12 protein-coding genes are annotated in these 13,527 nt (G+C 71.0%); 4 read left to right on the plus strand and 8 right to left on the minus strand.

Annotated features, from left to right (window positions below):
- Positions 1-33: 33 nt before the first annotated feature.
- The 8 genes from BM393_RS02115 to BM393_RS02150 all read right to left on the minus strand — a co-directional run bounded on the left by BM393_RS02115 (position 34) and on the right by BM393_RS02150 (position 9,306).
- Entirely contained in the window at positions 34-1,011 is a 978-nt protein-coding gene (locus BM393_RS02115; protein WP_091721090.1) for a biotin-independent malonate decarboxylase subunit beta, read from the minus strand.
- Positions 1,008-1,331: a malonate decarboxylase acyl carrier protein gene (mdcC, locus tag BM393_RS02120; RefSeq protein ID WP_091721093.1), complete on the minus strand. Its 324-nt coding sequence runs from the start codon at positions 1,329-1,331 to the stop codon at positions 1,008-1,010. The genes BM393_RS02115 and mdcC overlap by 4 nt, the downstream gene beginning before the upstream one ends.
- A 65-nt stretch (positions 1,332-1,396) precedes the next feature.
- Positions 1,397-3,076 carry a malonate decarboxylase subunit alpha gene (mdcA, locus tag BM393_RS02125; protein ID WP_091721098.1) on the minus strand — a complete coding sequence of 560 codons (1,680 nt, stop codon included), beginning with the start codon at positions 3,074-3,076 and terminating at the stop codon, positions 1,397-1,399.
- 95 nt (positions 3,077-3,171) lie between these two features.
- The gene (locus tag BM393_RS02130) at positions 3,172-4,086 is read right to left on the minus strand and encodes a LysR substrate-binding domain-containing protein (protein ID WP_091721103.1); all 915 of its coding nucleotides are present in this window, start codon (positions 4,084-4,086) and stop codon (positions 3,172-3,174) included.
- Positions 4,087-4,236: 150 nt separating this feature from the next.
- Complete coding sequence (locus BM393_RS02135; protein WP_091721107.1) at positions 4,237-5,100, minus strand: HEAT repeat domain-containing protein; 864 nt, start codon at positions 5,098-5,100, stop codon at positions 4,237-4,239.
- Positions 5,101-5,212: 112 nt separating this feature from the next.
- Positions 5,213-6,538, minus strand: coding sequence for a nitrate/sulfonate/bicarbonate ABC transporter ATP-binding protein (locus BM393_RS02140; RefSeq protein ID WP_091721111.1), 1,326 nt, complete (start codon positions 6,536-6,538; stop codon positions 5,213-5,215).
- Positions 6,539-6,548: 10 nt separating this feature from the next.
- Positions 6,549-8,276 (minus strand): ABC transporter permease subunit, encoded by a 1,728-nt coding sequence (locus tag BM393_RS02145; RefSeq protein ID WP_091721114.1) that lies wholly within the window; start codon positions 8,274-8,276, stop codon positions 6,549-6,551.
- Between the two features lie 163 nt (positions 8,277-8,439).
- The gene (locus tag BM393_RS02150) at positions 8,440-9,306 is read right to left on the minus strand and encodes a LysR substrate-binding domain-containing protein (RefSeq protein WP_091721117.1); all 867 of its coding nucleotides are present in this window, start codon (positions 9,304-9,306) and stop codon (positions 8,440-8,442) included.
- A 116-nt stretch (positions 9,307-9,422) separates the two neighbouring features.
- On the opposite strand from BM393_RS02150, the gene BM393_RS02155 reads away from it, so the two are divergent.
- From BM393_RS02155 to phnE, 4 genes are all read left to right on the plus strand, one after another.
- The gene (locus tag BM393_RS02155) at positions 9,423-10,688 is read left to right on the plus strand and encodes an alkaline phosphatase family protein (RefSeq protein WP_091721120.1); all 1,266 of its coding nucleotides are present in this window, start codon (positions 9,423-9,425) and stop codon (positions 10,686-10,688) included.
- Positions 10,689-10,905: 217 nt separating this feature from the next.
- Positions 10,906-11,796, plus strand: coding sequence for a phosphonate ABC transporter substrate-binding protein (gene phnD, locus BM393_RS02160; RefSeq protein WP_091721123.1), 891 nt, complete (start codon positions 10,906-10,908; stop codon positions 11,794-11,796).
- The gene (phnC, locus tag BM393_RS02165) at positions 11,793-12,677 is read left to right on the plus strand and encodes a phosphonate ABC transporter ATP-binding protein (protein WP_091721127.1); all 885 of its coding nucleotides are present in this window, start codon (positions 11,793-11,795) and stop codon (positions 12,675-12,677) included. Before phnD ends, phnC begins: the two co-directional genes overlap by 4 nt.
- Positions 12,674-13,519, plus strand: coding sequence for a phosphonate ABC transporter, permease protein PhnE (gene phnE, locus BM393_RS02170; protein ID WP_217648373.1), 846 nt, complete (start codon positions 12,674-12,676; stop codon positions 13,517-13,519). Before phnC ends, phnE begins: the two co-directional genes overlap by 4 nt.
- The last annotated feature ends 8 nt before the right edge of the window (positions 13,520-13,527 follow it).

A 13,527-nucleotide genomic window follows, 5' to 3' on the forward strand; every position in this document is an offset into this window, starting at 1 on the left:
TCGAACTCCTTTGCGGTTCAGCGGCTCATCGGCTCAGCGATGCTCGGGGACGGCCGCGCCGGTGCGCAGCGCAAGGACCTCGGCCACGTCGAGGTCCGGCACGCTCACGGCGTCCTCGACCCCCAGCCGGCGCCACAGCGCCAGCGCGTCGTCGCCGGAGACCGGCGCATCGAGCAGCGCCAGCCGTCGCGCCAGCAGCGCATGTTCCGCCTCGAGCGCCTCTAGCGTCACGGCGCGCGCCGTGGGCAGCGCGTCCATGGCGTCGATCGCCGCGCGGCGGAAGGCGGCGACCTCGTCCTCGACCAGCGCGTCGCAGTCGCCGCTCAACCAGCGATGCTTGCCGCCCGTGGTGCGCCAGACCAGCGCGCGATCGTGGGCGTCGAATTCCTCGACCCCATGGGACGCCTCGATGACCTCCGGCCCCGACATCGCCAGGCGGCCGAGGTCGCTCATGACGACGAAATCGGTGCAGCGCGCCACGATCCCCATGCCACCGAAGCAGCCGTTGGCCGCGCCGATCAACGCGATCACCGGGATGCCGGCATCGCGCGCATCGAGCACGGCGCGCATCACCTCGGAGACCGCGATCAAGCCCGCGTTGGCCTCGTGCAGTCGCACGCCACCGGAATCGAGCAGCAGCAGCACCGCGGCGGGCCGCTCCCGCAGTGCGCGGCGCAGCAGGCCGACGAGCTTGGCGCCATGCACCTCGCCGACGCCACCGCCCATGAAGGCGCCTTCCTGCGCGGCGACGAAGACGGTCCGTCCGTCGAGCCGCGCGCGGCCGATCGCCACGCCGTCGTCGAAGGCGGAGGGAACGCCAAGCTGCGCCAGGTGCGGACTCATCACGCGCTCGGCGGGCGGCAGCCATTCGTGGAAGCTGCCGGGATCGAGCAGCTGTGCAAGTCGCTCGCGCGCGCTGCATTCGGCGTAGGAGTTCGCGGCCACGGCGCTGGTGGACGCGGCGCTCGCGGCCACGGCGTTTGCGCGGGCGATGGGCGTCGTCGCCGTCATGGCTGCAGCTCCCGCACCGCCTGATCCAGGCGCAGGCTGACGACGGCGGGTGTGGCGCCCATGTCGTTGATGGACACCCGCACGCCGGCCAGGTCGTGGCGATGGTGGAAGTCGTCGAGCACCGCCTGCCAGACCGGCGCGAAGCCGCGCGCGGAGGTCTGCACATGCACCGCGCAGTCGCCGCCGTCCCCGGGCTCGAGCATCACCTCGAGGTTGCCGGAGCCGACCACGCCGACCAGCACCGGCGCGAAGGCCGGCACGGCGCGCGTGCCGGCGAAGCGGAAGTCCAGGGTCTCGAGACCCGGTGGGATGGCTGTCATGGGAGTCCTCGTCGTGGGGCGTGGCTTCAGTCGTGCCGTTGAGGCGTCTCGCGCCGTCGGGTGGCTCACCAGTTGCGGAAGCGTTTGGGCGGGCGGTACAGCCCGCCGGACGCCCGCACCAGGTCGCGCATGCCGCGCGCGGCCAGCAGGTTGCGGGTCGCGTCGCGTGGATCGATGCCCAGGTCCTCGGGGCGCCGGATGACGCCGCGCTCGCGCAACTGCTCGACCGCGCGGCGGTCGCGGCCCAGACCGACCGCGGTGTAGCCGGCCACGCCGCGGATCGCCTGTTCGCGCTCCTCGTCGTTGCGGCACAGCAGCAGGTTGGCGATGCCCTCCTCGGTGAGGACGTGGGTGACGTCGTCGCCGTAGATCATGATCGGCGGCAGGTCCATGCCGGCCTGGCGCTGCAGTTCCCAGGCGTCCAGGCGCTCGACGAAGGCGGGCTGCATGTGCTCGCGGAAGGTCTCGACCATCTGCACGACCAGCTTGCGCCCGCGCGGCGTCGCGGCCGCGCCGCTGCGATGGCTGCGGGCCTCCTCGCCGGCCTTCAGCCAGGCCGGGCTCGCATGCCGGCGCCCGCGCGCGTCGGCGCCCATGTTGGGCGCGCCGCCGAAGCCGGCGATGCGGCCCAGCGTCGCCGTCGAGCTGTTGCCCAGAAGGTCCATCTGCAGCGTCGAGCCGATAAACAGGTCGCAGGCGTAATGGCCCGCGGCCTGGCTGAACGCCCGGTTGCTGCGCAGGCTGCCGTCGGGCCCGGTGAAGAAGACGTCCGAGCGCGCGCGGATGTAGTCCTCCATGCCGAGCTCGGACCCGAAGGAATGGATGGACTCGACCCAGCCCGCCTCGATCGCCGGGATCAGCGCCGGGTGCGGGTTCAGCGCCCAGTGGCGGCAGATCCTGCCCTTCAGGCCGAGCGATTCGCCGTAGGTCGGCAGCAGCAGCTCGATCGCGGCCGTGTCGAAGCCGATGCCGTGGTTGAGCCGCTGCACGCCGTACTCGGCGTAGATGCCCTTGATGGCCATCATCGCCATCAGGACCTGGATCTCGCTGATCTGCGCCGGGTCGCGGGTGAACAGCGGCTCGATGAAGTTGGGCGTGGGCGCCTGCACTACGAAGTCGACCCAGTCCGCCGGCACGTCGACGCGGGGCAGGGGCGTGCCGTCGGGCACCCGCTCGTTGACCTGCGCGATGACCAGGCCTCCGGAGAACGCGGTGGCCTCGACGATCGCCGGCGTGTCCTCGGTGTTGGGGCCGGTGTAGAGATTGCCCTGCGCGTCGGCGGCGTGCGCGGCGATCAGCGAGACCTTGGGCGTGAGGTCGACGAAGTAGCGCGAGAACAGCTCCAGGTAGGTGTGGATCGCGCCGATGCGCACGCGCCCGCCGGACAGCAGCTTGGCGAGCCGCGCGCCCTGCGGGCCGGAGAAACTGAAGTCCAGCTGGCTGGCGATGCCGCGCTCGAAGACGTCCAGGTGCTCCGGCAGGGCGAGCACCGACTGGACCATGTGCAGGTCGTGGATGCGGGCCGGGTCCAGGCGCACAAGCGCCTTGGCCAGGAAGTCCGCCTGCTTCTGGTTGTTGCCTTCGAGGCAGACGCGGTCGCCGGGCTTGAGCACCGCGTGCAGCAGGTCGACGATGGCGTCGGTCTCGACCTGCTTGCCGGTCAGGCGCGCGCCGAGCGCCTCGCGTGCCGCGCCGATCCGCGCGGCGCGGTCGCGGGCCTTGGTGTCCAGGTTGATGCGGTCCATGGGCACGGACGGTACGGGCGCCGCCGCGCCCGATCAATCAACCGCCGCGCCTGACGATTACGCGCAGCGGAATGATCGAGGCCGTCCGGGACGGCTCAGTGCCCGCCCAGGCGCAGCGTGCGGCTGGCGGCGAGCAGGGCCAGCAGGTTGGGGTCGCGCTCGCGGGCGCGGAGGAAACACAGCGCGATGGTCTGGCGCACCGCGTAGCGTTCCTGGAGGGGAATCAGCCGGACGCTGGGCGGCAGCACGGCGCGCACGCGCCCGGGCAGCAGCGTGCAGCCGATGCCGCCGCCGACCAGGTTCATCAACGAGAAGATGTCGTTGGTCTTCATCACGATCTGCGGCTCGAAGCCGGCGATGCGGAAGGCGTCGACGAAGCGGCTGTAGGTGACGAAGCCTTCCTGCAGACTGACGAAGCGCTCCTCGGCGCAGTCCCGCAGGTCGATGGCGGCGAGCGCGGCGTAGGGCGACTGGGCCGGCGCGGCGAAGAAGACGTCGTCGTCGAAGAGGGCGTGGGTCTCGAGTTCCGGTGCGGACTCGGGCAGGCCCATGACGGCGGCGTCGAGCGTGCCGTCGCGCAGGCGCTGGGTGAGGTCGGAGTTGGAGCCCAGGATCAGCTCGGCCTGCACCTCGGGCTTGCGGGCCTTGAGCGCCATGATCATCGACGGCACGGTGCCGCTGGTCAGCGAGTACAGCGAGCCGATGCGGATGCGCTCGGCGCCGTAGCCGGCGATGGCGCGCGTGGCATTGATGCCTTCGTCCATGCGCTGCAGGATTTCGCGCGCGACGTCGGCCAGCGCATGGGCCGCGTCGGTGGGCTGCAGGTTGCGGCCCTCCAGCCGGAACAGCGCGCAGCGCGTGCCGGCCTCCAGCGAATGCAGCGCGCGATGCACGCTGACCGCGCTCGTGCCCAGCCGCTCCGCGGCGCGCGCCAGGCTGCCGCTCTCCAGGAACGTGATCAGGATCTCGAGCTTGCGGAAGGTGATCTCTTCGCTGATGCGGGGGAGCATGGGTCAGGTGCCTTCGAAGGCGGATTTGACCGCGTCGATCAGACGCTGCTCTGCCAATCGCTGAAACCCGATGTGGACGTCGGCCATCACGTGAAATCCGCTAGAGGATCAGGCATTTTGCTAGAGAAACCGTGCATCCGGAGAAATCCGCTATAGCGAGGTCTCCGGCTGAGGTCGGCCCGTGATCGGACCCGAACAGGACTCCAGCGCATCATCCAGCCGCGCCCGCCAGTACGCGGTCGTTGATGACGGGCCGGCGGACTTCGTCAGCGTCTGCAGCGGCGCGACCAGCCGTGAATCGGCGAGCGCCTCCGCAGCATCCAGTTCATAGACATGGCAATCGGGCGTGAGCCGCTCGATTAGCCGGTCGACGATCCCGTCGTCCCGCCGCCGGGCCAGGCCGACCAGCGCTTCCCCGCGCACGTCGAGGTCGGCGTCGTCGAGGTTGCGCCGCAGCGCCGCGCGGATCTCCGGCGAGTCCTCCATCCGCAGCGAGCCGAGCGCGAAGGTGGCCCAGTCGCGCACCTCGTCCGACGGGTCCGCGCTCAGGCGGATGAGCCCCGCGATCGTCTCGGGTTCCTCGTAGGACCCCAGCGCCACCGCGACCTGCCAGCGCATCCTGGCGTCGGGATGCGAGGCCAGTCGCAGCAGCGCTTGAACGCTCTCGCCATGCGGCCGCAGCCCCAGCCCGCCCACCGCCGCCCGGACCACGTCGTGATGCGGATCGGCCAGGCCGCGCAGCAGCAGGCGCTGCGTCTCCTCCTCGGCGTACAAGGCGAGCCCAGCCTGCGTGTGGCGACTGAGCTGCGCGGCGATCGAGACGCCCACGGCCCGTCGCCGGACGTTCGGGCTCGCGCACAGCGCGACGACCCGCGCCAGCAGCGCGGGCGATCCGCGTCGCTGCAGGGCTTCGATCGCGCGCCAGCCCTCGTCGGCGTGCCAGTGCCGCAGCGCATGGCGCAGCAGGCGATCGACACCGAGGGACTTCCAACGGGGGCGGGCGGTGCGCTTCATCGGTAAGGGACTCGCGGTCGCAGTGCCCCGACTCTACCGAGCCCGGCGCCGCGGGCCTGCCGCTCATCCGGGTGGCAAGGACCGCCGGCCTTCTGGCGAGGCCGGCGGCCGCTCACCGCGTCGCGGTCTCCTCTTCGCCGGTCGGCAGGCGCAGCGCGCCGGTGTTGTAGTCGTACTCGAACACCTCGCCATGCCGCGCCCAGCTGACCGCCGTCTGCAGCACGGCGCCGGCCTCGGTATCGTCCAGGTGCTCGCTCAGCAGCCGCAGCACCGGCTTGTCGGGCATCTCGCCGCTGGGCTCCTGCTCCAGGCTGTGGCGGATGTGCGCGATGAGCGGCACGTGGGTGACCAGCTGCTGCCCGAAGAGATCGCGCCGCAGGCCATGCGAGCCCTCGACGTAGCGCCGGCCCAGCGAGGTGAGTTGCAGGTCGCCGCTGTCGAGTTGCGCCAGCCCCAGCAGCGCCAGCGCGTGCGCCACCGGCAGCAGCTCCGCGTCGGGCAGGCCGGCTTCCTCGCAGAGCTGCGGCAGGTCCGCGCGGCCGTCGAAGGGCGGATCGGCCAGCAGCTCCAGCAGGCCGTCCATGCGCGCCACGTCGGCGGCGGGCAGGCGCTCGGCCAGCGGGGCCGGGGCCGCCGCCGCATCCACCGTGCCGGCCGCGCGCGTCGGGCGCGCCGCGCCGGCGGTCATCAGCGCGTAGACCTCGTCGATCAGCGCGCGCACGTCGGCGCTCTCGGGATCGCGCGGTCGCGGCAGCTGCACCGACAGCTGGCAGCGGATGCGCCCGGGATCGCTCGCGAAGATCAGCACGCGGTCGGCCATCATCACGGCCTCCTCGATGTTGTGGGACACCACCAGCATCGCCTGCGTCGGCATGTGCCCGCCGTCCCACAACTCCAGGATGTCCTCCCGCAACCGCTCGCCGGTCAGCACGTCCAGCGCCGAGAAGGCCTCGTCCATCAGCAGCACGTCCGGCTCCGTCACCAGCGCGCGCGCGATGCCCACGCGCTGCCGCATGCCGCCCGACAGCTCGCGCGGCAGGGCGCCCTCGAAGCCGGACAGGCCGATCAGCGCGATCGCCTCCTCGGCCTTGGCCGAGCGTTCGGCCTTGGCCACGCCGCGCGCCTCCAGGCCCAGCTCGACGTTCTGCTGCACCGTCAGCCAGGGGAACAGGGCGAAGGACTGGAACACCATGCTGATGCCGCGCGCCGGGCCCGACAGCGGCTGTCCGCGATAACGGACCTGGCCGGCATCGGCCGGCACCAGCCCGGCCATGATGCGCAGCAGCGTGCTCTTGCCCGAGCCCGACTGCCCCAGCAGCGCGACGATCTCGCCCTCGCGCAGGTGGAAGTCCACGTCCGCGAGCACCGGCCGCGGATGCCCGTCGGCCGAGCGGAAGCGCTTGCCGACGCCATGGAGTTCGATGATGGATGCGGTCATGCGGTGCTCCTCACAGATGCATGCGGTCCTCGGCCAGCCGGTACAGGCGGCGCCAGACGAAGTGGTTCAGGCCCATCACGAAGACGCACATCACGCCGATGCCCAGCGCGATCCGCGGGAAGTCGCCCTTGGCCGTCATCTCCGCGATGTAGCTGCCCAGGCCATGCGCCTTGAGCGTGGTGTCGCCCCAGGACACGTACTCGGCCACGATGCTGGCGTTCCACGAGCCGCCGCTGGCGGTGATCGCCCCGGTGACGAAGCTGGGGAAGACCGCCGGCAGCAGGTAACGGCGCCATTTCAGCCAGCCGCTCAGGCCCAGGTTGCGTGCGGCGTGCCGCAACTCGGCCGGGATGTTGGAGGCGCCGGCGATGACGTTGAACAGCAGGTACCACTGCGTGCCGAAGATCATCAGCGGCGAGAGCCACACGTCCGGATCGAGCTTCCAGCGCACGATCAGCACCACGACCACCGGGAACAGCAGGTTGGCCGGGAAGGCGGCCAGGAACTGCGCCACCGCCTGCAGGCGGCCGGACCAGCGCGGATTCATCCCGATCCAGATGCCCACCGGCACCCACACCAGCGCCGCCAGCGCGATCAGCACCAGCACCCGCGCCAGCGTCACCAGGCCCAGGCCGAGCACATGGCCCGCCTCGGACCAGCCGACCTCGGCATGGACGAAGCGCACCAGTTGGTACAGCGCCACCATCACCGCGGCGGCCAGCACCGCATCCCAGGCGCGCTGCCAAGCGGCCACGGCGATGCGCGGGCGCGCGCGGAGCGAGGTGCCGTCATGGTGCCGGCGGAACCAGATCAGGCTGCCCTCGAGCCGGTCCACCAGCCACGCCGCGGCGCGGCGCGTGAACGCGGTGCGGCGCAGCCAGTTCAGCATCCAGGAGTTGGGCGCGTTGTCGGTGCCGCTGTCCTCGAAGCGGAACTTGTCGGCCCAGGCGACCAGCGGCCGGAACACCAGCTGGTCGTAGAGCACGATGCCCACGAGCATCGCCACGATCGCCCAGCCGATCGCGCCGAGGTCGCGCGCCTCGATCGCCATGGCGATGTAGGAGCCGACGCCGGGCAGCTTGATGCTCTGGTCGGATACCGAGATGGCCTCCGACGCGACGACGAAGAACCAGCCGCCCGACATCGACATCATCATGTTCCACAGCAGCCCGGGCATCGCGTAGGGCAGCTCCAGCCGCCAGAAGCGCTGCCAGCCGGAGAGCTGGAACACCCGCGCCGCTTCGTCGAGCTCCGAAGGCACGGTGCGCAGCGACTGGTAGAGGCTGAAGGCCATGTTCCAGGCCTGCGAGGTGAAGATCGCGAAGATCGCCGCGCACTCGACACCCAGCAGGTTGCCGGGGAACAGCGCGATGAAGCCGGTCACCGTGATCGACAGGAAACCCAGGATGGGGATGGACTGCAGGATGTCGAGCATCGGCACCAGCACCTTCTCGGCGGCGCGCACCTTGGCCGCGAGCACCGCGAAGACCGCGCTGAAGAGCAGCGCCAGCACCATCGCGGCCAGCATCCGAAGGTTGGTGCGCAGCAGGTAGTAGGGCAGGTGGGACGGGTCCAGCGACAGGGGCAGCGGATCGCCCAGCGCGAAGGGACGCGTCATCTGCGCCGCGCCGTAGGCCAGCAGCACGAGCAGGCCCAGCACCAGCGGCAGCAGCGCCCAGTCCCAGCGATTGGTGCCCGCCTCGACCACGGGGCGGGGGAAGAATTGGCGGCGGTCCATGCGCGCTCTCTTCTCTACATGGATTCCAGGGAACAGACGACCCCCTGGGGCCCCCCGCGCGAAGGTCCGCAGGATGCCTGGGGCGGCCTTCAGAAACCTGTCCGCTGTCTGTCCGCTGTCTGGCCGCGCGCTACCCGCGCGTTACCCGCGCGCCGCCCGCACCTCAGCGGCGCAGGCTTTGCGCCACCTCGAAGAAGGAACCGAGCAGCAGGCTGTCGCGGCGCTCCTTCAGGCAGTACAGGTGGGTCTCGGTGAAGGCCGGGTCGCCCTCGATGCGCACCGGGCGGAAGCGCGCGTCGGGGATGAATTCCGCCTCGGACACGACGCCGATGCCGATGCCGCGCGCGGCCGCCTCGCGCAGCGCCTCGCGGCTGCCGATCTCCATCGCGACGCGCGGCGTGATGCCCGCCTGGCGCAGCGCCGACTCGAGCGCGCGGCGCGTGCTCGATCCGGCTTCGCGCTGCAGCAGCGGCTGCTCGGCCAGCTCCCGCAGCGACACGTGCTCCCGCGCGGCGAAGGGGTGGTCGAGGTGGACGAAGAGGATGATCGCGTGCCGCGCGTAGGCCATGGTCTCGAAGCCCGGCGCGTCGTGGAAGCGCGCCAGCACGCCGACGTCGATCACGTAGTTCTCCAGGTCGCCGAAGACCTGCGCCGAATTGCCCAGCCGGATCGAGACGTCCACCTTGGGATAGCGCTGGCGGTAGGCGTCGACCATCTCGATGACGTGGAAGGGACCCACCGCGCCGAGCTTGAGCTGCCCGCGGGTGAGCTCCCCGCAGTCATGCAGCAGGTTGTAGGCCTCGACCTCCAGCGCGGCGAGCTGCCGGGCGATCGGCAGCAGCTGGTGGCCGACGCTGGTCAGCTCGATGCGATGGCCGCGGCGGTGGAAGAGCTCCACCTTGTGCTGCTGCTCCAGGCCCTGCACCTGCGTTGTCAGGGTCGGCTGCGAGAGCCCGAGCGCCCGCGCCGCCGCGCTGAAGCTGCCATGGCGGGCGACGGCGAGGAAGGCGCGGAGCTTGGCGGCGGACATGTATAGACGCTCTCGATGATTTCTTGCGGTTGGTCATATTGATTCGATCGAGTGACGGTCACGTGACGTTCCTACGCTGCGCGGGCAGTTCCCCCTCAACCCGACCTGGAGTGCCCATGACCCGGACCCGTTTCCCGCGCCCGCCGGCGCATCGCTCGCCTGCGCGCTTCGCCGCGCTGTCCACCGCCCTGTTCACCGCGTCGATCGCGGCGCTGCTCGCCATGGCCCCGCCGCCCGCGCAGGCGCAATCGGCCCCGAGCCCGCTGGCCTCGTTCACGCGCACGCTCAACGCCGCGATCTCCGGCTACAACCGCGAGCACCTGAACGGCGTCTCGCCCGAGGCCTGCGCCGCGGCCTGCCTGGCCGATGCGCGCAAGTCGTGGTGCGTGAGCTTCGACTACTACAAGGCCTCGCAGCAGTGCGACCTCAGCGACAAGCGCGCGGCCGACGTGGGCGGGCTCAAGACCGACTACGCCGGCAACCCGTATGACCATTACGCGCTGATCCCCGGCCCCGGCGTGCCCAACCCGATCGTGGGCCCCTACGGCCGGCGCCATGTGCTGGTGATCGGCATCGACGGCCTGCGTGGCGACGCGCTGTTCTGCGCCGGTTGCGCGACCACGCCGGCGCTGAGCCAGCTCGCCGCGGTGGGCGCCTTCCACGGCAACGTGCTGGCCGGCGGTTCGCAGTCCACCTACAGCGGCCCGGGTTGGGGCACGCTGTTCACCGGCTACTGGGCGGACCAGCATGGCGTCACCGGCAACGACGCCAGCCTGCCGCTGCGCAAGCCGCATGTCTTCGACCGCATCAAGCTGGCCTATCCGACCGCCACGATCGCGGTGGTCGGTGACTGGGCCAACATCACCGGCAACCTCAAGCCCGTGGGGGCGGACTTCGTCGTGGCCAACGCGGCGAAGAATTCGCAGCAGGCGACGGATGCGGTCAAGGGCTGGCTGTCGTGGACGAATCCGCCGACCGCGATCTTCTATTACCTGCACAACGTCGACATCCACGCCGCCAGCTACGACCCCTACAACGCGTACTACCAGTCCAAGATCGCCGGCGAGGACGCGCAGATCCAGCAGGTGCTGGACGCCCTCGCGGCGCGGCCGACCTATGCGCAGGAGGAGTGGCTGATCGTCGTCGTCTCCGACCACGGCGGCACCGGCAGCGGCCATGGCGGCCAGAGCGCTGGCGAGCGCGATGCGGCGCTGGTGATGACCAACCGCTACCGCAATCCCACCAAGCCGGCCTACTGCCAGGGCGACCTGACCGGCACGCCGCTGCCCCAGACCGGCGCGCTGACGCCTCACGTGCTGGACTTCCTCGGCCTGGTCAACGACACGGCCGGAAGCAAGCACCCCGCTTGCGGCAGCCACTGAAGGCGCCGGCTGAAGGCAAGCCGACGAAGGGCCGGAGGAGGCGCGGCCCCTCCGGCCCTTCGACGCTCCGGCCCTGCGGCGCCGCCCGGAGGGCCGAGCGGACGATCCATAGATCGCATGAATGCTTCGGTCGAGAAATCAACATGGGATCGATGGATCTGCTGTCATGTTGGATTCATAGAGTGCCGGCATCCGCTCACCACTCCTGGATGCCGCCATGTCCCATCCCCGCTTCTCCGCCGCGCGCCGCACCGCGCTGGGTGCCGCCCTGGTCCTGACCGTCTGCGCGGGCCTGCCGCAGCACGCATCGGCCCAGCAGCGGGCGCTGACCATCGGCCTGATCCCGGCCGAGGACTCCCAGGCCATGATCGAGTCCAGCCGGCAGGTGCTGGACGCGCTGCAGCAGCAGCTGGGCATGCCGGTGAAGCCCTTCGTGGCCACCGACTACAACGGCGTCATCGAGGCGCTGCGCGCGAAGAAGCTGGACGTGGCCTACCTCGGCCCGTTCTCCTACGTGCTGGCGAGCTCGGTGGCCGAGGTCGAGGCCTTCTCCGTCGCGGTGACGAAGAAGACCGGCCAGAGCGCCTACCGGAGCGTCATCCTCGCCCGCAAGGACAGCGGCCTGCGCAGCGTCGCCGAGCTCAAGGGCCGCAACTTCGCCTTCGTGGATCCGAGTTCCGCCTCCGGCCATCTGTTCCCCAAGGCAGGACTGCAGCAGACGGGGCTGGATCCGGAGACCTACTTCGGCCGCGTCGTGTTCTCGGGCTCGCATGACGCCAGCATCCTGGCGGTGGCCAACAGGAAGGTCGACGCGGCCGCCGTCGCGGACCGCATCTTCAACAGCGCCGTCGCCAAGGGGACGGTCAAGCAGGACGACTTCGTCGTGCTGTGGTCCTCCAGGCCGATTCCCGAATCGCCGATGGTCTGGCGCAAGGACCTCGACCCGGCGCTCAAGGAGAAGCTCGCCAAGGCGCTCGCCAACCTCAAGGACGTGAAGTGGGGCGACCAGGGCGTGCTCAACGGCTTCCAGCCGACCAGCGACGCCGCCTACGACGTGGTCCGCGACACCGCCAAGGTGCTCAAGCTCGACCTGCGGGGCATGAAGTGATCGCGCTGCGTGGCGTCACCAAGCGCTTCGGCGACAACGACGTGCTGCGCGGCGTCGACCTGGACGTGCGGCCCGGCGAGTTCCTGGTGGTGCTCGGCCCGTCCGGCGCCGGCAAGTCCACCTTGCTGCGCTGCATGAACCGCCTGGTCCAGGCCGACGGCGGGACGATGACGATCGCCGGCCTGGACGCGCGCGGCGCCGAACGCGCCACGGAGCTGCGCGCGCTGCGTCGGCGCGTGGCGATGGTGTTCCAGCACCACCAGGTCGTGCCGCGGCTCAGCGTGCTGAAGAACGTGCTCAGCGGGCGGCTCGGCGCGATGGCCGTCTGGCGCTCGGTGCTGCAGCTGTTCCGCGCGTCCGACATCGCGCTGGCCATGGCCTGCCTGGACCGCGTCGGCCTCGTCCACAAGGCGGCGTCGCGCACCGACGCGCTGTCGGGCGGGCAGATGCAGCGCGTGGGCATCGCCCGCGCGCTGGCGCAGCAGCCGCAGGTGATCCTGGCCGACGAGCCGGTCGCGAGCCTGGACCCGCACACCGCGCGCCAGGCGCTCGGCTACCTGAAGCAGGCCTGCCGCGAGCTCGGCATCACCGTGGTCTGCAACCTGCACCAGGTCGACTACGCGCGCGAATTCGGCGATCGCATCGTCGGGCTCTCGCAGGGGCGCGTGCTTTTCGACCGGCTGCCGCGGGAGCTCTCCGAGGCGGAACTCGAGGCGCTCTACGCGGGCAGCGCCGCGCAGGCGGGCCTGCAGCTGATCGCGCCGGTGAACGTGCCGGTGAATGCCTCGATGAATGCGCCAGCGAATGACCCGGAGCGCATCGCCTCGATGGCCGCGTCGGCGCCGCCGGCCGCTACCGCCCCGACCTGGAGAACCGCATGACGACGATGACCGCTGTGGACCGCGCCGCCCGCGATCGCACCCGCTGGCTGGTGGCTTTGCCCACGACGCCGGGCGGCTGGATGAAGCTGCTGGCGCTGGTGGTCGCGGGCCTGTGGGCGCTGCAGTGGAGCGCCCGGGGCGCGCAGCTGAGCCCGGCCGAGCTGGCGAGCGGCCTGCCGCAGATCGTCGATTTCCTCGGCCGCACCTGGCCGCCGGACTGGCGCATCCTGGAGCGGCTGTGGGCGCCGGCGCTGGAGACGGTCCAGATCGCCGTATGGGGCACGCTGCTGGGCGTGATCGGTGCGATCCCGGTGTCCTTCCTCGCGGCGCGCAACCTGCAGCGACCCCGCTGGCTGTATCACCTCACGCGTCAGGGCCTGAACGTGGCGCGCAGCATCAATGAACTGATCCTGGCGCTGGTGTTCGTGTCGGCCGTGGGACTGGGACCGTTCCCCGGCGTGCTGGCGCTGGCGGTGCATGGCGCGGGCATGCTGGGCAAGTTCTTCGCCGAGGCCATCGAGGAGATCGACGACGGCCCGCTCGAGGCGCTGCGCGCCACCGGCGCCCGGCCGCTGCAGGTGATCGCCTTCGGCGTGCTGCCGCAGGTGATCACCGCCTGGATCGCGGTGGTGCTCTATCGCTTCGAGGTCAACCTGCGCTCGGCGACGGTGCTGGGCATGGTGGGCGCGGGCGGGCTGGGCTTCGAGCTGGTGGGCAGCCTCAAGCTCTTCAAGTATCCCGAGACCGCGACCTGCATCCTCGTGATCACGGCGATGGTCGTCAGCGCCGACCTGGTGTCGAGCCGGCTGCGCCGCGCGATCCAGGATGCCGGTCGGCATTGAACCGTCAT

The organism is Mitsuaria sp. PDC51 (genome assembly GCF_900113225.1).
Lineage (GTDB): Bacteria > Pseudomonadota > Gammaproteobacteria > Burkholderiales > Burkholderiaceae_C > Roseateles.

Excerpts from the sequence above, each read along its gene's own strand:
- mdcC (WP_091721093.1), bottom strand. The coding sequence starts at position 1,331 with ATGACAGCCATCCCACCGGGTCTCGAGACCCTGGACTTCCGCTTCGCC.
- BM393_RS02140 (WP_091721111.1), bottom strand. The coding sequence starts at position 6,538 with ATGACCGCATCCATCATCGAACTCCATGGCGTCGGCAAGCGCTTCCGC.
- BM393_RS02145 (WP_091721114.1), bottom strand. The coding sequence starts at position 8,276 with ATGGACCGCCGCCAATTCTTCCCCCGCCCCGTGGTCGAGGCGGGCACC.
- phnD (WP_091721123.1), top strand. The coding sequence starts at position 10,906 with ATGTCCCATCCCCGCTTCTCCGCCGCGCGCCGCACCGCGCTGGGTGCC.
- BM393_RS02135 (WP_091721107.1), bottom strand. The coding sequence starts at position 5,100 with ATGAAGCGCACCGCCCGCCCCCGTTGGAAGTCCCTCGGTGTCGATCGC.
- BM393_RS02130 (WP_091721103.1), bottom strand. The coding sequence starts at position 4,086 with ATGCTCCCCCGCATCAGCGAAGAGATCACCTTCCGCAAGCTCGAGATC.
- BM393_RS02115 (WP_091721090.1), bottom strand. The coding sequence starts at position 1,011 with ATGACGGCGACGACGCCCATCGCCCGCGCAAACGCCGTGGCCGCGAGC.
- mdcA (WP_091721098.1), bottom strand. The coding sequence starts at position 3,076 with ATGGACCGCATCAACCTGGACACCAAGGCCCGCGACCGCGCCGCGCGG.
- phnE (WP_217648373.1), top strand. The coding sequence starts at position 12,674 with ATGACGACGATGACCGCTGTGGACCGCGCCGCCCGCGATCGCACCCGC.
- BM393_RS02150 (WP_091721117.1), bottom strand. The coding sequence starts at position 9,306 with ATGTCCGCCGCCAAGCTCCGCGCCTTCCTCGCCGTCGCCCGCCATGGC.
- BM393_RS02155 (WP_091721120.1), top strand. The coding sequence starts at position 9,423 with ATGACCCGGACCCGTTTCCCGCGCCCGCCGGCGCATCGCTCGCCTGCG.